Raw genomic sequence first — 15,413 nt, forward strand, 5'->3', positions numbered from 1 at the left:
GTAGTGCAAGGACTGATCAGGACGAGACCGGCTCCGAGGGCCGGTCTCTCGCGGTTGACGGATCAGAGGCAACCGAAGGGGTTGCCGATGGTCGGGGCCAGGACGGCCCCTCCCGTGAGGCTGCCTCCGACGACGAGGCAGCCGAACACAGACCTGCCGGTCTGCAATCGCCAACCGCAACCGGGTCTCGCAACGCGGACCCGTGGGCTGAGCCACCCGCGTGGGTGGCTGAGTCGCGAGACCGCGAGGAGCGGTCTGCACGGCTGCAACCCGCAACCGCAGGAGGCCCACCGGTCTCCCCGTGGGACTGATCAACCCAACCGCGCAAGACCGAGGCCCCCGGCCAACACCGGGGGCTTCGTCGTATCTGGGCTCGGCAACCGCCGCGCCTTGACATCCACCCGATGAGGAGAGAGCACAACATGCACGACCAACTGGAGCGAGCCGTTCTGGCGGCAGCCGAGGGAGGCGCACCGCCGAAGACCTGGGAGGCCGGCTCGCAGGCCGCCGTGGAGTTCGGCACCGGTCGCAACCCGTTCGACGGGGCTCAGGTGACCGCGTGGATTGACAGCTTCGACGCCGCCGCCGTGGCGGCAGGCCGCAGCGAATGACCGAGCACGATAAGGAACAAGCGTTCCTGCGGCACATCGAGAGTACGAAGAACTACTTCGCCGCCGTCCGGACCAACGGCAACGTGCCTTGGTTCGAAGACCTAGAGCACCTCGAGAAGCTCGAGCCGTCGTACCCCGGTATCTCCCAGCGCCCCGGCATCGAGGCCCGAAGGGTTTTCTTCACCGGTCGCTACACCCGCCCAGAACCGCCCGAGGGGCTCCACCGAGATCCCCGCAAGCCTGAGAACCGCACCGAGGAGCTTTCCGCATGACCGAGACAGATGTCCAGACACCTCTCCAGGGCGCTGAGAGCGCCGCTGACGAACGAACGGACCTCGCCGAGGGCGATGGGTCCGGGGAGCCTGAGAACGGCTCTGGTGGCCAGAAGGGAAACCGCGAGGCTCGGTACCGCGTCGAGCGCAACGAGGCCCGTTCCGAGCGTGACGCCTTGGCGCAGCGGGTCGAGCGGATGCAGCGAGCCGAGGTCGAGCGTCTGGCAGCCGATGGCCTGAGCCATCCGGCTGACGTGTTCAGCCTGAGCGGCAACGAGCTTGCCGATTACCTCACCGAGGACGGGGACGTGGACGTGGAGAAGGTGGCCGCTGATGTGGCCGCGATCCTCGCGGAGCGTCCGGGTCTGCGGAAGTTCACCCCCGGTTATGACCCGTCGCAGGGAACCGGAGGCAGGCCGCAGACCAAGCGCGAACCGTCGTGGGGAGCCCTTCTCAAGGACTAGCTCGGGGATGCCCGTCTGTGGCGGGCTCCTGAGCGCAGAAGCCACTGTGTGGCACCGGGATTCAGCTTGTAGCTGTCTCCTTTGACCATCCATCAATCCGAGGTCCAGCGTAAAACGCGCTGGGCCTCAACTGTTTTCAAGGAGAAAACATGGCAACGCAGCACTCGAATACCAATGACGCCTTCACCCCGAGCGACTTCGGCAAGCTGCTGAACACCGCTCTGGAGTCGGAGTCGGTCGCTCTGCACGTCTCGACCGTCGTCAAGACCGACAAGGTCTCGATCACCTTCCCGATCTGGGACGAGGATCCGGCTGTGAACTGGCTGACCGAGCTGGGCTCGATCACCGCGACGGACGGCAACACCGAAGGTGTGACGGTCACCCCGAGCAAGGTCGGTGGCATCACCCGTCTGTCGAACGAGCTGGCGGATGACTCCAGCCCCGAGGTCGCAGAGCTGGCCGTGCGCGGTCTGGTCAACCAGATCAGCCACGCCGTGGACACCGCGTTCGTGGGCAACACCACGACCAACGGCCCCAAGGGTCTGCTGTCCATCGCCTCGACGGCAGTCGATACCGGCGCAGCCATCGCCAACACCGATCCGTTCGTCAAGGCCGTCTTCGCGGCTAAGTCTGTCGGCGCGAAGCTGACGCACTGGCTGATGGATCCGGCCACCGCCGAGACCGTCGCGCAGATCAAGAAGGCCAGCGGCTCGAACGAATCGCTGATCGAGTTCGACGCCAAGGGCGAGCTGTCGATCCTGGGCCTGCCGGTCCTGACGCACCCCGGCGTGGACGCCTCGACGTTCTTCTGGGGCATCCCGATGGACCGCGTGGTGACCGTGCTCCGCAAGGACGCTGAGGTCACCAGGTCGAAGGACTCCGGCTTCTACAACGACGCGCTCGACGTTCGCGCGATCACCCGAGTAGGGATCGGTTTCCTTCATCCCGCTGCCGTGATCCGAGGCTACGACGCCGCCTAGTTCAATCCCAGGGCCCCGGACCCACAAGTCCGGGGCCGCTGGTCGCGCTGACCGGGTCTCCGAGACCTGATCGATACCCGCAAAGCGGTTTGTCCCCGAACATTACGGGCACCCAATTCCGCAGGGGGCCGAGATAGTCGACTATCGCGTTCGTCTAGGCCTTGCCGGTTCAGAATCTGTGTCCGGCAGGGCCGCCCTCAGGTGTCGACAGCCGGGGCGAGCCGGCAAGTCCTTCGGCGGCCTAAGCGACGTGTCGCCACGGTCTGCAACGACGAAGCGAGCTACCTCGACCAATTTGGTGTTGGTGTCTTGCGAGACCCCTAGCAGGAGTGCGAAAGCCTGGTCGGCGTCCGTGTTTAGTCGCTCCATCAGGATGCCCTTTGCTTGGCCGATGATGTCCCGTGACGCCACTGCAGACTTGAACTGATTCAAATTGGCTACGCCGATTATGGCGACTGCAGCGTGCTGGGCCAAGATCGTGCCGATTTCCGTTGATTCGTCCGAGAAGACGTGCGTCTCGGCGGCGTACAAGTTCAAGGCACCCAGGTTTTGGGAGCGAACGAAAAGCTGAAACGACAGAAGACTGTGGACGCCCAACTCGGCTGCTTGACGACAGAACTGCGGCCATCGGGTTTCGGTGGACATGTCGTCTATGCGGACTGTGTGATGTTTTCGCAGCGCCGTGATGCACGGCCCGGCACCGAGTTCAGATTGCAGCTCGTCCAGTTTGGCCACAATCGGGTCGGTCGGCACTGCATGCACAATCTGACCTTTCTGGATCAGGGAGATGCCTGCCCATCGGGCACCGGGAACCATGTCTGTTGCTGCCGCCACGATGGCGCTTAGGGTCGCTTCGCTACCTTCCTGGGCTTGCATCTCGCACAGCGAGTCGACCTAGTGCTTCCGCGAGTCCCCAACTGCTTTCGGGCATGTTCAAGATTACCCAGCGGCACCGATCAGCAACCACGTCCACGTCCGACTGCCTGCACCCCAGGGGGATTCCCCTCCCCACCCCCTTCGACCGTGGGGTTATGCGCCTCAGCCATCCGATGAGATTTAAACCCCTGTTTTTCAACGTCAGTAAGAAGAGAGAAAAAATGCGTACACCTGCGGGTTTGGGTAAACCCGGACGCAAATTGTGGCGCGAAATCACGTCAGAATTCGACATCGAACACGACCCAGACCGCCGAGAACTGCTGTTTCAAGCCGCAAAGACGGCTGATCAGATCGCAGAGCTAGACGAGGCAGCCGCCGAGGCCCCGCTGACCGTCAAGGGCAGCATGGGACAACCAGTCATCAGCCCGTTCATCGCAGAGGCCCGCGTCCAACGCGGGCTCCTGGCTCAGCTCCTGGCACGAATGAACTTCCAAGAGGCCGAAGAGTGAGCAAGGCAGCCCGTAAGACCAAGCGCGTCAAACGGACAGCCGCTCCGAAAGCGTCTGTCGGTGACTACGTGGTCGAAATGTTCCGCCGTCGACTGGCGCAGCCGTCAGGCGAGTGTGTAGCCACTATGGCGAGCTGGGGAGGCCCAACAAAGCCCCGAGCCGTACAGGCCGACGAGCACCCCGAGCCGCCGTACGAACCGCCAGAGCCCACCGAGCACACCTGGACCCACGACGACGAGCTGGCCCGTATGGAGCACCGCAAAGCACTAGCCGCACCGCCAACCAAACTGACGCGACGTGGCCCCGAGGTGTAAGTCGTGCGGGGCCGAGCTGGAGCCTCACCGGCACCGGATCGGCAAGTGCTCGTCGTGCGTCAAGAACCGCACCGCCGAGCCCCGGCCAGACCACAACTGGCTAACCTCCGACCGTCGAACCGGTCTCCCGGCTGATTGGGACTCCAGACGCCGTAAGGCTCTGAGCCGGGACGGCTACAGGTGCCAGCTCCGTTGGCGCGGTTGCACCGAGAAGGCAACCGACGTTGACCACCGCCGCCGAGGAAACGATCACGCGCTGTCAAACCTCCAATCCGTTTGCAGCACCTGCCACAAGCAGAAGACAGCCAAGGAATCGGCAGCCCGCAAGGCTGCCTTGAAAGCACGGGCCAGGAGGCCCGCTGAGAGACACCCAGGAGAACTACATGCCTAGACGTAACGGGCCACGGCCCGGATTGACCGGAGGCAGCAGCATGCTGTGCAAGGCGTTCGGAGTGCCAGCGCCGATGACGTTCATCCCGCCGCCGCTGGGACGCCCGAAGATCACCCGTCGCAACCGCCGAGGTGTCATGTGACCACCTACGCGAAAGCCGCTGACGTACAAGCGATTTACGGCAAGTCGCTGACCACCGAAGAAACCGCGCTAGTCGAGCGCCGGCTGGCTCAGGTCGAGCGGAAGATCCTCCGCAGGATCCCGGACCTAGCCGCACAGATCGAGGCTGGAGACCTGGACGAGGCCGACGTGGTCGACATCGAGGCCGAGGCCGTGTTGCGGGTCATCCGCAACCCGGAGGGCCTCTACAGCGAGCAGGACGGCACCTACGGCTACCAGCTCTCGCGAGAGGCTGCCGACAACAGCCTCCGCGTGACCGCCGAGGAGTGGGAACGGCTCGGGATCAAGCCGAGCCGGATGTTTCAGATCTCTCCGGGCATCCGAGGGGCCGCGCTGTGAGCCTCCTTCACCGTGGCACCGATCAGGTGACCGTCTTCGCGGAGGCCGTCGTCACCGACTCAGACGGCAACACAGTGACAAAACCCGGCACGGTCGGAGTACTCACCCGTGCTGTCGTGCAGCCGCTCTCGTCCACCGAGAACGGAGAAGGCACCACGTCGAAGTACCGCCTTCGGCTCGTCGGCTACCCCGATCTGCTCGGCGCACAGAGCGCCGTGGAGTGGAACGGCAAGCGGTACGCCATCGAGGGGGACGCCCGGATCTACAACGGCAGCCGCCGAACCGCTCACGTCGATTACGTGATGGTGCGGAAGTGATCCGGCCCCAGGCCGTCGTCCTGCCGATCCTCCGGGCTGCCCTGCCCGGTGTCTCGGTGGTATCGGTCCTCCCCGATGTCGATCACCGGACCTACCCGCTGATCTACGTCCGCCGCCAGGGAGGCACCCGCAACCCGAACCTCCCCCGCAAGCACTCCCGCCCAGCGGTCGAGCTGGAGGTGTACTCAGCCGATGGCCTCATCGAGGCCGAGGAGCTGTACGACGCCGCCATCGAGGCGCTCTACGCCGCTGTAGCCAACCAAACGGTTGTGCCCAACGTAGGACACCTCCAGTCGATTCTGGACGCTCACGAGAGCACACAGACCGCGTCTGAGGTGCGTGACACCTGGAAGGTCACGGGGAAAGTCGGGCTAGGGCTCCGAGCCGCCTGACTCACATCATGTCGCGTGGTTTCGGCGGCGTTACCCCGGCCTGCTTCTCAAGCGTCACCACGCGCTGCTCCAGCTCCATCAGGTTGCCTACCGCAATGGAGAGGACCGCCATAGCGGCCTCCTCGGGTGGAGCGTCGGCAACGGCGGCGCGGGCCATCATCGTCTGGATGTTCCGGGCCAGGTACAGCTCTTCGGGGATGTCCAGCTCCAGGAACTTGTTCAGCTTCTCGCCCATCACCTCAGCGTAGGGCTCCGCAGCAAGAACACCCCCGCACTCGGCGGGGGTGTCTGGCAGTTCAGCCCATGTGGCTCTGGAGGCCGTAGTCCGACCTGTCGAAGTAGCTGCGCTCTGTCTTGCGGCAGAGCACGTACCGCACCCCGGCATCTAGGAGAAGCTGCCGCCGTTCCGCCTCATCGCCAGCCAGCCACGCCTCACGCTTCGTCTGGCCGGTCTCCTCACTTTCCCACCCCGCCGCTCGGCTCGGCATCGCGGCGAGCTGGTCGCGCTTGGCTACTTGAGCCTTCATCCGCTCCAGCCACTGCCGTTCGTCCTCCGGTGTGGTCAAAAGGCCGGCGTCGGACTCCATCCTGAGCCGGTCGATGGTCGCGTTGACCTGCTCCAGCTCGGTGCTGTGGTCCTCACCGGGCACGAACACCCGTCGGGTGGTCGGTTCGTCACCTCGGTGGTAGGTGAACTCATGCGCCAGTTGAAAATCCACGTCCTCGGCTCTGGAAGTCACCCCGTTGCAGTTGAGCGGAGTACGACCGCACCGGTACGACCGGTAGACCTTGTCCTCACCAGAGGCGAGCGTGCGCTTGGTGAACTGCTGAGCCAGTGAGGCTCCGCAGATGCCCTCGGTCACTCCGCACGCGGGACAGCCGGTGCAACCGCAGACGGCCACGCCTAGAACCGGATTCGCTGTCTTGCTCGGCGTCCGCTGCCCGAGCTTTCGGAGCTGGGCAGCGTCCTGGATCTGCCTCCACGTCGCGTCATCAAACGTCGGCGGGCCGAGCCGGATCGGCTCCCCCTCGGCGTCGAGGACAGTCATGGCGTGCCTACCTCGCCCGGTCATCTTGAGACCCTGCGACCTCGGAGAGGTCAGGCCATCGATCACCGAATTGACCGACCACGGTCGAGCCTTCGGAGGCTTACCGCTCGCAACCCGCGTCCGGTCCATGTTCGTCAGAGCCGCGCTGTCTCGGCACTCGCAACCCTGGACATGCTTTCGGCCACAACGAGGATCTGCATACGGCTCGTTGAGCCACGCCGCGATGCGGATGAACGACCAACCGTCCAACAGACGGCGGGCCATCGAATGAAGCAGAGCCTTGCCGGTCTCGTCGGTGTCGAGACCCTTGCCCTTACCGCTCGGATGGTCGACCACCTTGAACCCGAGCGGAGGCACTCCCGACGCCCACCGGTCCATCTGCCTGATCGCACGATGGGCGTCCTGAGCCCTGGACTTGAACCGGTTGAGTTCGAGCTGAGCGAAAAACGAACCGAGGTAGACGAATAGCTCGGCCATCATCTCGTCAATTCCCTTGACAGCTCCCGGTTTCTTGGGCCGATAGTCGAGCGTCAGCCCGTCGTCAGCGAACGCCACAACCTTGTGCCGTTCCTCGGCCCAGCGGGCGAAGTCCACACAGTGACGGGTGGACCTGAAAGCGCGGTCCATCTTCGACCAGACGATCACGTCCCACTTGGCCGCTCCCTCGTCGGTCAGCCACGGCCCGAGGTCTGGCCGTTCATCCGGTCGCTTCTCGGCTGAGACGCCGAGATCCTCGAACGTGTCAACGATCTTGTAGCCCTTGGCTATTGCCCAATTGGTGGCGGTCTCGATCTGAGCCAGGTGCGAGACCTTCTGCGGTCCCTGAACCACCGACACACGGGCACCGACGAGTGCCCTTAGCTGCTTCGTCATAGTCGCAATGGTACCGTCACTTGCTGATCCAGTGTCATACCGGTCAGCAACGCGAATGGATTGGATTCCAACAGTTCGTCGGCCGCGGGATCTTGAACCAGCTGCAGTTTTGCCACCTCGCCAGTTTAAATTGACCTCTATCCGATGAGGTGAGATGACCGGCGAGCTCGCAATAATCCTGGCGGCGGTGCTGCTCGTGGCCGCGGTGGGCGCCGCGGTCATCACGGTGCGCACGCGCCGGGTCGTCGCGACCCCCACCGAGCGCGCCGTCCATGCGGCCCTGCACACCGCGTCACTGGCCGCCCGGGCCCTGCGCCAGGGCCTGGACACCGAATCCGCCGACACCGCCGCCCCGTTTCTGCGCGGGCTCACCGGCACCGAGGGTGTGGCGATCTACTCCGCCGAGGGACGACTGCTCGCGCAGGATCCCGCCGACGACGCACTGTGGACGCCCGATGTCTTCGACGCGTGCGAGCGCGCGGCCCACGAGTCGATCGCCGGTGGACGACGGATGCTCACCCACGCGCGGACGTCGACGGTCGTCGCGCAGCCGATGCTCGCCGAGGGTGGCGACGCACTCGGCGCCCTCGTCGTCGTGACCGCCCGCGCCCCCGCGCCCGGCCTGCTCGGTGCCGTCGGTGAGGTCGCCCGGTACGCGACGAGCCAGATCGAGCTCGCCGAACTCGACGCCTCCCGCGCCCGGCTCGACCGCGCCGAGGTGCTCGCCCTGCGCGCGCAGATCAGCCCCCACTTCATCTACAACGCGCTGAACACGATCGCGTCGTTCGTGCGCACCGACCCCGACCGCGCCCGCGAGCTCATCCTCGAGTTCGCGGATTTCACCCGCTATTCGTTCCGGGCCGCGGGGCAGTACACGACGCTCGCCGACGAGCTGCGCAACATCGACCGCTATCTCACGCTGGAGCGTGCGCGATTCGGCGATGCGCTCAAGGTCAGGCTTCAGGTCGCACCGGAGGTGCTCAACGTCGTCGTACCGTTTCTCGCGCTGCAGCCGCTGGTCGAGAACGCGGTCCGGCACGGCCTCGCCGGACAGGGTGGTGGCGAGATCGAGATCATCGCCCGCGATGAAGGATCGGACTGTGTCATCACGATCGAGGACAACGGCGTCGGGATGGACCCCGACACGTTGCGCACCGGACACGGCGACGTCCTGACCAACGACGGGGCCCTGGCCGACGAGAAGAAGGACTCGGCACACGTGGGGCTGACCAATGTCGATCACCGCCTGCGCGCGGCCTTCGGTAACGACTACGGTCTGGTGGTCGAAACAGCAGTCGGCGCAGGCACAAAGGTCGTGATGCGAGTACCCAAATTCCGCGCGGGCGTGCGCGTATGAACAAACTCCTTACGGTGCTCGCGGTCGACGACGAGGCGCCCGCTCTCGACGAGCTCGCCTATCTCCTCGACCAGCACGGCGACATCGGCAGAGTGCTGCGCGCCGGCGACGCCACGTCGGCTCTGCGTGAACTCAACCGCTGCAACGTCGACGCGATCTTCCTCGACATCAACATGCCCGGACTGTCCGGCATCGAGCTCGCCGGTGTGCTCGCCAATTTCTCGCACCGGCCGGCGATCGTGTTCGTCACGGCCCACGACGACAAGGCCGTCGCGGCATTCGATGTCGGCGCGCTGGACTACCTGCTCAAGCCGATCCGCCAGGACCGCCTCGACGAGGCGGTGCGACGCGTGCTGACAGCGCGGGTCACCGAACCCACCGATCAGCCTGACGACGACGTGATTCCCGCCGAACTGGGCGGCGTCACGCACCTGGTCCCACGGGACACCATCGGTTGGGTGGAGGCCGAGGGCGACTACGCCCGGCTGCACTCGGCATCGGGGTCCCACCTGGTCCGCATTCCGCTGAGCACCCTGGAAAGTCGTTGGCGCGACAAGGGTTTCCATCGGGTGCACCGGTCCTATCTGGTGGCGCTGCGGCTGGTCACCGGGCTGCGCAACAACGACGGCGGCGTGCTGGTGCGCCTGCGCGCCAACGGTGCCTCGCCGCCGGTCGAGCTGCCCGTCAGCCGGCGACAGGCCCGCGAACTGCGCGACCGCGTCGTCCGCGACCCGATGCGGAACCTGAAACCCGATGACTAGCGGGGAACGGCCACAACGCGAACGCGTCGTGCTGTCGCAGCGGCGCGGTGCCCGCATGGTGCGCACCCGTGTCGAGGTGCAGGAACAGACGCAGGTCGGCGACGCGTTGGTGCGTGGCCTGGTTCGCGCCCAGCTCGGGCTGGCGCTGCGCCTGGCCGCCGTCGTCGTGTGTGCCGTCGTCGCAATTCCATTGCTCAATGCGGCGTTTCCGGATCTCGCGGCCATCAGCGTCGCCGGAATTCGGCTCAACTGGCTCGTGCTCGCGGTCCTGGTGTATCCCTTCTTCTACGGCGTCGGACGGCTCTACGTGCGCCTGGCCGAACAGGCCGAGCGCGACTTCGTCGGCGTCGTCGACAGCGAACCATGACCGGCTCGCCGTTGACGGCGGCCGCCCTGCTCGTGGCGGTCATCGCGACCGTCGCCATCGGCATCTACGGAGTGCGGTTCTCCCGCACCACATCCGACTTCCTGGTCGCCTCACGCACCGTCGGCCCGCAATGGAACGCTGCCGCGATCTCGGGCGAATACCTTTCGGCCGCATCGTTCCTCGGCGTCGCCGGGCTGATCGCCAAATACGGCGCCGACGCGCTGTGGTATCCCGTCGGCTTCACCGCGGGATATCTCGGCCTGCTGCTGTTCGTCGCCGCGCCGCTACGTCGCACCGGCGCCTATACGGTGCCCGACTTCGCCGAGTTCCGACTGGGCTCGGCGAGGCTGCGCAAGGTCGCCATGATCGTCGTCGTGGTGGTGTGCATCTACTACCTGGTGCCGCAGTACCAAGGTGCCGGCCTCGCGCTGAAAGCCCTTCTGGGTCTACCGGTTTGGGTGGGCCCATTGGTGGTCGGCGCCATCGTCATCTCGAACGTGGTGGCCGGCGGTATGCGGTCGATCACGTTTGTCCAGGCGTTCCAATACTGGTTGAAACTGACCGCGATCGCGATACCCGCGCTCGCGCTGCTCGGCCTGTTCGTGGCCGACCGCGGCGATCTCGGCGGCCCGATGCCCCCGACGGTCACCGCGGACACCACGGTCGCGATCGAAACCGATGTGGTGGTTCGAGTCCCCGATCCGGCAGACATCACGGTGACGGGCATGCTCGACGGCACACCCGTTGACGCCCAGCCGATCCCGGCGCCCGGCGACCACACCCTTGACGCGGGCACCACGCTGATTCTTGCCGCGGGCGCGGCGACGCCTGTGGTGGCAGGCACACCCAGCAGCGGCGCCGAGTGGATCGCCTCCGGCGGCGGGCTCGGCGGTGACCATCCGCTCTATCAGGTGCTGTCGATCATCGTCGCAACGTTTTTGGGCACCATGGGTTTACCGCATGTGCTCGTGCGGTTCTACACCAACCCCGACGGTCGCGCGGCCCGGCGTACAGCGCTGGCGGTCATCGCTCTGCTGTCGCTGTTCTATCTGTTTCCGACGCTGCTCGGCGTGTTCTCACGCCTCTACGTTCCGCGGATCCTGATCACCGGGAACGCCGATGCCGCGGTCCTTCTCGCGCCGTCGACCGCGATCGGCGGGGCGGCGGGGCAGTTGCTTGCCGCACTCGTCGCCGCCGGTGCCATCGCGGCGTTCCTTGCGACGTCGTCGGGTCTGCTGGTCAGCATCGCGGGCGCGTTGGCCACCGACGTGATGCGCGGCCGGGTGCGGGACTTCCGGGTGGCCGCGGTGGTGGGCGGGCTGATCCCGATTCCGCTGTCACTGGCCACCACCGGTGAGCTGGAGTTGTCCCGCAGCGTCGGCTTGGCGTTCGCCGTCGCCGCGTCGACGCTGTGTCCGCTGCTGGTGCTCGGCATCTGGTGGCGGGGCCTGACCGCGTGGGGTGCCGCGTGCGGTCTGGTGGTCGGCGGCGTGTTGTCGGGCACCGCGGTCACGGTGGCGGTGGCGGGTGGGATCGACGACGACGTTCTCGGCGGCTGGCCCGCGGTGATGATCGGATACCCCGCCGCGGTCACCGTTCCGCTGGCGTTCGCCACGATGATCCTGGTCAGCCGCCTGACCCGGGCCTCGGCGCCAGCTGACGTCGCGCAGATCTTCGCCCGCATGCACCTGCCGGAACGGCTGGGCATGGGCGTGGAGCGCGTGCCCCGCGGCTGACATCGCCGTTCGTCGTCGCCGATCGACCGCTTACCGCACCACCTACGGGTTTCACCGTGTCAACGCCGTATGCACTGGGTATGTGACCTGCATCTCATCTAGTTTCTCCAGTTGAGCCGGTTCACATTCGACGTTCAGGAGCACACGATGCCGACCACAGACACCGCCGTAAGCGGCGAGGAGTATCTGGCCGTTCAGGCCAGCCCGGAATTTCAGGAACTGCGAAGCCGATTGCGCCGCTTCGTGTTCCCGATGAGCGCGCTTTTCCTGCTCTGGTACACCGCATACGTCATCCTCGGCGCTTTCGCCAATGACTTCATGGCTATCAAGGTGTGGGGCAATATCAACGTCGGCATCATCGTCGGGCTCGGCCAATTCGTGTCGACCTTCATCATCACCGCAATCTATGTGCGGTTCGCCAACCGGGAACTCGACCCGCGCGCCAAGGCGATCCGCGACGAGCTCGAGGGCGGTGTGGCATGAACCACGACACCCTGACCATCCTCGCCGCCGAGGGCACGACCGTCGGCAGCCCGATTGCAAATATCGGCATCTTCGGTCTCTTCGTAGCGATCACGCTCTTCATCGTCATCCGCGCGAGCAAGAAGAACGCCACTGCCGCCGAATTCTTCACCGCGGGAAGGTCTTTCACCGGGCCGCAAAACGGCATCGCAATCTCCGGGGACTACCTGTCCGCAGCCAGCTTTCTCGGAATCGCGGGAGCCATCGCCGTCTACGGCTACGACGGCTTCCTCTACTCCATCGGCTTCCTGGTGGCATGGCTGGTGGCGCTGCTGTTGGTCGCCGAGTTGCTGCGCAACGCAGGCAAATTCACGATGGCCGACGTGCTGAGCTTCCGGCTCAAGCAGCGCCCGGTCCGAATGGCAGCCGCAACGACCACGTTGGCCGTGTGCCTGTTCTACCTGCTTGCGCAGATGGCGGGTGCGGGCGGTCTGGTCGCCCTGCTGCTCAACATCACCAGCGACATCGGTCAGGCGCTGGTCATTGCCGTCGTGGGTCTGCTGATGATCGCCTACGTGCTGATCGGTGGCATGAAGGGCACGACCTGGGTGCAGATCATCAAGGCGGTCCTGCTGATCGGCGGCGCCGCGATGATGACGGTCTGGGTGCTGGCCAAGTTCGGCCTGAACTTCTCTGAGATGCTCGGCGCGGCGCAGACCGCGGTCTCGGGCTCGTCTGACGCCGCCGTCGCAAGCCGTGACGTCCTGGCGCCCGGCGCCCAATACGGTGCCTCGCTGACCTCGCAGATCAACTTCATCTCGCTGGCGCTGGCGCTCGTGCTCGGCACCGCGGGCCTCCCCCACGTGCTGATGCGCTTCTACACCGTCCCCACCGCCAAGGAGGCGCGTCGCTCGGTGGTGTGGGCGATCGTGCTGATCGGCGCGTTCTACCTGTTCACCCTCGCGCTCGGCTACGGCGCCGCGGCTCTCGTCGGACCCGATGCGATTCGCGAGGCACCCGGCGGGCAGAATTCCGCAGCGCCGTTGCTGGCGTTCGAACTCGGTGGCGTGGTCCTGCTCGGCATCATCTCGGCCGTCGCCTTCGCGACGATCCTCGCGGTGGTCGCGGGCCTGACCATCACGGCCGCAACGTCATTCGCACACGACATCTACGCCAGCGTGATGAAGAGCCATGAGGTGAGCGAGAGCGAGCAGGTTCGGGTCTCGCGCATCACTGTGGTGGTGATCGGCATTCTGTCGATCGGCCTCGGCATCCTGGCCGCGGAGCAGAACATCGCGTTCCTGGTGGCGCTGGCGTTCGCGGTGGCCGCGGCGGCCAACCTGCCGACGATCATCTACTCGCTGTACTGGCCGCGGTTCAACACCCGCGGCGCGCTGTGGAGCATGTACGGCGGTCTCATCTCGACGATCGTGCTGATCATCTTCTCGCCCGCGGTGTCCGGTGCGAAGACCGCGATGCTGCCGAACGTCGACTTCGCCTACTTCCCGTTGGCCAACCCCGGCATCGTGTCGATTCCGCTGGCGTTCATCCTCGGCATTGTCGGCACCTTGAGTTCGCCGGATCGCGGCGACCCGGAGATCAACGCGGAGTTCGAGGTGCGCTGCCTGACCGGCGTCGGCGCCGAGAAGGCCGTCGCCCACTGATCGGCCGCGATTTCGGTGCGCCTACGCTCGCTGAGCGGTCGTAGGCGCACCGAAATCGCTGACGCGCGGGATTACTTCACCCGCGATGGGGGTTGACTTCACGCGTGAGCCCGCAACGCTTCGCCTTCCCGCTGCTGGCGTACGCGTTCGCCGCGATCATGGTCGGCACGACGCTGCCGACGCCGATGTACTCGCTCTACGCCGAGCAGATGAACTTCTCGGTGCTGACGACCACGGTGGTGTACGCGACCTACGCGGGCGGTGTGCTTTTCGCGCTCCCGGTGTTCGGCCGCTGGTCCGATGTCATCGGCAGACGGCCCGTGCTGCTGGCGGGAGTGGTCTTCGCACTTGCCAGCGCGGCGGTGTTCCTCTGCGCGGACAACGTGTCGATGCTCTTGATCGGCCGGGTGCTGTCCGGTTTGTCGGCAGGTGTCTTCACGGGGACGGCGACCGCCGCCGTCATCGAAGCCGCCCCGCCGAACTGGCACACCAGGGCCGCCGCCGTCGCGACGATCGCCAATGTCGGCGGTCTCGGCGCCGGACCAGTGGTCGCCGGCGTGCTGGTGCAATACGCACCGCACCCGTTGCAGCTGAGCTTCATCCTGCACATGGCGCTCGCAATGCTCGGGGGCATCGCGGTGCTGGTCGTCCCCGAGACTTCTCAGCGGGTGGGAAGCATCGGTTTCCAGCGGCTCTCCGTTCCAACGGAGGTGCGCTCGGTGTTCGTCATCGCCGGACTTGCCGCTTTCGCGGGATTCTCGGTCACCGGCCTCTTCATGGCCGTCGCACCGTCCTTCGTGGCCGACGTCGTCGGCATCGACAACGACGCGCTGGCCGGCCTCGTCGCGGCGTCGATCTTCGCCGCGTCGGCGGTCGCGCAAATCGGCGCCAGGGGCATCGCGCCGCAGCGCGCGGTCGCGATCGGTTGCGCAGTGCTGGTCGCAGCGATGGCGATTGTCGTTGTCGCGCTCTATATGTCCTCGCTGGCAGGACTGGTCGCGGCCGGCCTCGTGGCAGGCGTCGGACACGGTTTGACGTTCAGCCGTGGGCTGGCGGCCGTCGTCGAACGCACACCGGCGGCGCGCCGGGCCGAGGTGAGCTCCACCTATTTCGTCGTCGCGTACGTGGCCATCTCATTGCCGGTGGTCGGCGAAGGCCTGGCCGCTCAGGCCTGGGGACTGCGCACCGCCGGGGTGAGCTTCGCCGTCGCCGTCGCCATCCTGGCCGGCGTCTGCCTGGCCGCGATCCTGGCCCGGGAAGCCCGCGAGTCCCGACGGGCCAGCGTCGAAGTCGTGAGCTAGCCGCTCTTACGCCGGAACTCGCGGCGACTCTCGAGGGGACCATGGGCCCGCGGTTGCTTCGCGCCCTTGTCTTTGTGGTCGGAACCACCGGCTGACTTGGCCTTTTTCCGCTCCAGCGCTTCCCGGAATTTGCGTTTCGTCTCGTCTTCCGGCGCATCAGGCATGACCGCAGCCTACTGCCCGGCTGCCGCGCAGTCG

At 66.0% G+C, this 15,413-nt stretch carries 22 protein-coding genes and 1 pseudogene; 17 read left to right on the forward strand and 6 right to left on the reverse strand.

The features are described 5' to 3' along the window. Positions 1 to 422: 422 nt before the first annotated feature. The 4 genes from BST47_RS04185 to BST47_RS04200 all read left to right on the forward strand — a co-directional run bounded on the left by BST47_RS04185 (position 423) and on the right by BST47_RS04200 (position 2,327). Complete coding sequence (locus BST47_RS04185) at positions 423 to 611, forward strand: hypothetical protein (protein ID WP_083123956.1); 189 nt, start codon at positions 423 to 425, stop codon at positions 609 to 611. Beyond that, positions 608 to 883: a hypothetical protein gene (locus tag BST47_RS04190; RefSeq protein ID WP_083123957.1), complete on the forward strand. Its 276-nt coding sequence runs from the start codon at positions 608 to 610 to the stop codon at positions 881 to 883. The genes BST47_RS04185 and BST47_RS04190 overlap by 4 nt, the downstream gene beginning before the upstream one ends. After that, positions 880 to 1,347 carry a hypothetical protein gene (locus BST47_RS04195; protein ID WP_083123958.1) on the forward strand — a complete coding sequence of 156 codons (468 nt, stop codon included), beginning with the start codon at positions 880 to 882 and terminating at the stop codon, positions 1,345 to 1,347. Before BST47_RS04190 ends, BST47_RS04195 begins: the two co-directional genes overlap by 4 nt. A 149-nt stretch (positions 1,348 to 1,496) precedes the next feature. Then, positions 1,497 to 2,327, forward strand: coding sequence for a phage major capsid protein (locus BST47_RS04200; protein ID WP_083123959.1), 831 nt, complete (start codon positions 1,497 to 1,499; stop codon positions 2,325 to 2,327). 141 nt (positions 2,328 to 2,468) lie between these two features. Here BST47_RS04200 and BST47_RS04205 read toward each other — a convergent pair whose 3' ends face one another. Next, on the reverse strand, positions 2,469 to 3,203 hold the full coding sequence (locus BST47_RS04205) for a GAF and ANTAR domain-containing protein (protein WP_083123960.1): 735 nt from the start codon (positions 3,201 to 3,203) through the stop codon (positions 2,469 to 2,471). Between the two features lie 155 nt (positions 3,204 to 3,358). On the opposite strand from BST47_RS04205, the gene BST47_RS04210 reads away from it, so the two are divergent. The 3 genes from BST47_RS04210 (at position 3,359) to BST47_RS31570 (ending at position 4,417) form a co-directional block, all read left to right on the forward strand. Beyond that, on the forward strand, positions 3,359 to 3,712 hold the full coding sequence (locus BST47_RS04210) for a hypothetical protein (protein ID WP_234809566.1): 354 nt from the start codon (positions 3,359 to 3,361) through the stop codon (positions 3,710 to 3,712). Positions 3,713 to 3,837: 125 nt separating this feature from the next. After that, complete coding sequence (locus tag BST47_RS30595; protein ID WP_165799736.1) at positions 3,838 to 4,026, forward strand: hypothetical protein; 189 nt, start codon at positions 3,838 to 3,840, stop codon at positions 4,024 to 4,026. Next, positions 4,010 to 4,417, forward strand: coding sequence for an HNH endonuclease (locus BST47_RS31570; RefSeq protein WP_207568522.1), 408 nt, complete (start codon positions 4,010 to 4,012; stop codon positions 4,415 to 4,417). Before BST47_RS30595 ends, BST47_RS31570 begins: the two co-directional genes overlap by 17 nt. On the opposite strand, the gene BST47_RS30600 is transcribed toward BST47_RS31570, so the two are convergent. Beyond that, the gene (locus tag BST47_RS30600; RefSeq protein ID WP_165799737.1) at positions 4,406 to 4,555 is read right to left on the reverse strand and encodes a hypothetical protein; all 150 of its coding nucleotides are present in this window, start codon (positions 4,553 to 4,555) and stop codon (positions 4,406 to 4,408) included. The genes BST47_RS31570 and BST47_RS30600 overlap by 12 nt on opposite strands. Between BST47_RS30600 and BST47_RS04220 the strand changes: the two genes are divergently transcribed. Genes BST47_RS04220 through BST47_RS04230 form a run of 3 tightly spaced genes read left to right on the forward strand, consistent with a single transcriptional unit; the run spans position 4,556 to position 5,645 of the window. Beyond that, positions 4,556 to 4,936, forward strand: coding sequence for a Gp19/Gp15/Gp42 family protein (locus BST47_RS04220; protein ID WP_083123962.1), 381 nt, complete (start codon positions 4,556 to 4,558; stop codon positions 4,934 to 4,936). Then, entirely contained in the window at positions 4,933 to 5,253 is a 321-nt protein-coding gene (locus BST47_RS04225; protein WP_083123963.1) for a hypothetical protein, read from the forward strand. The genes BST47_RS04220 and BST47_RS04225 overlap by 4 nt, the downstream gene beginning before the upstream one ends. Continuing rightward, positions 5,250 to 5,645 (forward strand): phage tail termination protein, encoded by a 396-nt coding sequence (locus tag BST47_RS04230; protein WP_083123964.1) that lies wholly within the window; start codon positions 5,250 to 5,252, stop codon positions 5,643 to 5,645. The genes BST47_RS04225 and BST47_RS04230 overlap by 4 nt, the downstream gene beginning before the upstream one ends. Position 5,646: 1 nt before the next feature. Here the strand turns inward: BST47_RS04230 and BST47_RS04235 are convergent, their stop codons facing one another. The 3 genes and pseudogenes from BST47_RS04235 to BST47_RS30990 all read right to left on the reverse strand — a co-directional run. Beyond that, the gene (locus tag BST47_RS04235; RefSeq protein WP_133056202.1) at positions 5,647 to 5,880 is read right to left on the reverse strand and encodes a hypothetical protein; all 234 of its coding nucleotides are present in this window, start codon (positions 5,878 to 5,880) and stop codon (positions 5,647 to 5,649) included. Positions 5,881 to 5,941: 61 nt separating this feature from the next. Further along, a complete protein-coding gene (locus tag BST47_RS04240; protein ID WP_083123966.1) occupies positions 5,942 to 7,567 on the reverse strand; it encodes a recombinase family protein in 1,626 nt (541 codons plus the stop codon). A gap of 20 nt (positions 7,568 to 7,587) precedes the next feature. Further along, positions 7,588 to 7,683, reverse strand: a pseudogene (locus BST47_RS30990) (HhH-GPD-type base excision DNA repair protein); the annotation flags it as partial. A 38-nt stretch (positions 7,684 to 7,721) separates the two neighbouring features. Between BST47_RS30990 and BST47_RS04245 the strand changes: the two are divergent. From BST47_RS04245 to BST47_RS04275, 7 genes are all read left to right on the forward strand, one after another. Continuing rightward, on the forward strand, positions 7,722 to 8,924 hold the full coding sequence (locus BST47_RS04245; protein ID WP_083123967.1) for a sensor histidine kinase: 1,203 nt from the start codon (positions 7,722 to 7,724) through the stop codon (positions 8,922 to 8,924). Then, positions 8,921 to 9,685, forward strand: coding sequence for a LytR/AlgR family response regulator transcription factor (locus BST47_RS04250; RefSeq protein ID WP_083123968.1), 765 nt, complete (start codon positions 8,921 to 8,923; stop codon positions 9,683 to 9,685). Before BST47_RS04245 ends, BST47_RS04250 begins: the two co-directional genes overlap by 4 nt. After that, a complete protein-coding gene (locus BST47_RS04255; protein ID WP_083123969.1) occupies positions 9,678 to 10,052 on the forward strand; it encodes a hypothetical protein in 375 nt (124 codons plus the stop codon). The genes BST47_RS04250 and BST47_RS04255 overlap by 8 nt, the downstream gene beginning before the upstream one ends. Further along, complete coding sequence (locus tag BST47_RS04260) at positions 10,049 to 11,788, forward strand: sodium/solute symporter (protein WP_083123970.1); 1,740 nt, start codon at positions 10,049 to 10,051, stop codon at positions 11,786 to 11,788. The genes BST47_RS04255 and BST47_RS04260 overlap by 4 nt, the downstream gene beginning before the upstream one ends. A gap of 147 nt (positions 11,789 to 11,935) precedes the next feature. Next, complete coding sequence (locus BST47_RS04265; RefSeq protein WP_083123971.1) at positions 11,936 to 12,271, forward strand: DUF485 domain-containing protein; 336 nt, start codon at positions 11,936 to 11,938, stop codon at positions 12,269 to 12,271. Further along, positions 12,268 to 13,914, forward strand: coding sequence for a monocarboxylic acid transporter (locus BST47_RS04270; RefSeq protein ID WP_107528849.1), 1,647 nt, complete (start codon positions 12,268 to 12,270; stop codon positions 13,912 to 13,914). The genes BST47_RS04265 and BST47_RS04270 overlap by 4 nt, the downstream gene beginning before the upstream one ends. A gap of 104 nt (positions 13,915 to 14,018) precedes the next feature. Beyond that, positions 14,019 to 15,215 carry an MFS transporter gene (locus BST47_RS04275; RefSeq protein WP_272937627.1) on the forward strand — a complete coding sequence of 399 codons (1,197 nt, stop codon included), beginning with the start codon at positions 14,019 to 14,021 and terminating at the stop codon, positions 15,213 to 15,215. Here BST47_RS04275 and BST47_RS30605 read toward each other — a convergent pair. Further along, complete coding sequence (locus BST47_RS30605; protein ID WP_163689660.1) at positions 15,212 to 15,379, reverse strand: DUF5302 domain-containing protein; 168 nt, start codon at positions 15,377 to 15,379, stop codon at positions 15,212 to 15,214. The genes BST47_RS04275 and BST47_RS30605 overlap by 4 nt on opposite strands. Positions 15,380 to 15,413: the final 34 nt, after the last annotated feature.

The organism is Mycolicibacterium tusciae, from assembly GCF_002086795.1.
GTDB lineage: Bacteria > Actinomycetota > Actinomycetes > Mycobacteriales > Mycobacteriaceae > Mycobacterium > Mycobacterium tusciae.

What these genes read in the sequence shown, in the direction of transcription:
- BST47_RS30605 (WP_163689660.1), bottom strand. Translation starts at nt 15,379, where the DNA reads ATGCCTGATGCGCCGGAAGACGAGACGAAACGCAAATTCCGGGAAGCG.
- BST47_RS04200 (WP_083123959.1), top strand. Translation starts at nt 1,497, where the DNA reads ATGGCAACGCAGCACTCGAATACCAATGACGCCTTCACCCCGAGCGAC.
- BST47_RS04255 (WP_083123969.1), top strand. Translation starts at nt 9,678, where the DNA reads ATGACTAGCGGGGAACGGCCACAACGCGAACGCGTCGTGCTGTCGCAG.
- BST47_RS04270 (WP_107528849.1), top strand. Translation starts at nt 12,268, where the DNA reads ATGAACCACGACACCCTGACCATCCTCGCCGCCGAGGGCACGACCGTC.
- BST47_RS04265 (WP_083123971.1), top strand. Translation starts at nt 11,936, where the DNA reads ATGCCGACCACAGACACCGCCGTAAGCGGCGAGGAGTATCTGGCCGTT.
- BST47_RS04195 (WP_083123958.1), top strand. Translation starts at nt 880, where the DNA reads ATGACCGAGACAGATGTCCAGACACCTCTCCAGGGCGCTGAGAGCGCC.
- BST47_RS04245 (WP_083123967.1), top strand. Translation starts at nt 7,722, where the DNA reads ATGACCGGCGAGCTCGCAATAATCCTGGCGGCGGTGCTGCTCGTGGCC.
- BST47_RS04205 (WP_083123960.1), bottom strand. Translation starts at nt 3,203, where the DNA reads ATGCAAGCCCAGGAAGGTAGCGAAGCGACCCTAAGCGCCATCGTGGCG.
- BST47_RS04185 (WP_083123956.1), top strand. Translation starts at nt 423, where the DNA reads ATGCACGACCAACTGGAGCGAGCCGTTCTGGCGGCAGCCGAGGGAGGC.
- BST47_RS04235 (WP_133056202.1), bottom strand. Translation starts at nt 5,880, where the DNA reads ATGGGCGAGAAGCTGAACAAGTTCCTGGAGCTGGACATCCCCGAAGAG.
- BST47_RS04260 (WP_083123970.1), top strand. Translation starts at nt 10,049, where the DNA reads ATGACCGGCTCGCCGTTGACGGCGGCCGCCCTGCTCGTGGCGGTCATC.
- BST47_RS04190 (WP_083123957.1), top strand. Translation starts at nt 608, where the DNA reads ATGACCGAGCACGATAAGGAACAAGCGTTCCTGCGGCACATCGAGAGT.
- BST47_RS30600 (WP_165799737.1), bottom strand. Translation starts at nt 4,555, where the DNA reads ATGACACCTCGGCGGTTGCGACGGGTGATCTTCGGGCGTCCCAGCGGC.
- BST47_RS30595 (WP_165799736.1), top strand. Translation starts at nt 3,838, where the DNA reads ATGGCGAGCTGGGGAGGCCCAACAAAGCCCCGAGCCGTACAGGCCGAC.
- BST47_RS04250 (WP_083123968.1), top strand. Translation starts at nt 8,921, where the DNA reads ATGAACAAACTCCTTACGGTGCTCGCGGTCGACGACGAGGCGCCCGCT.
- BST47_RS04240 (WP_083123966.1), bottom strand. Translation starts at nt 7,567, where the DNA reads ATGACGAAGCAGCTAAGGGCACTCGTCGGTGCCCGTGTGTCGGTGGTT.
- BST47_RS04210 (WP_234809566.1), top strand. Translation starts at nt 3,359, where the DNA reads ATGCGCCTCAGCCATCCGATGAGATTTAAACCCCTGTTTTTCAACGTC.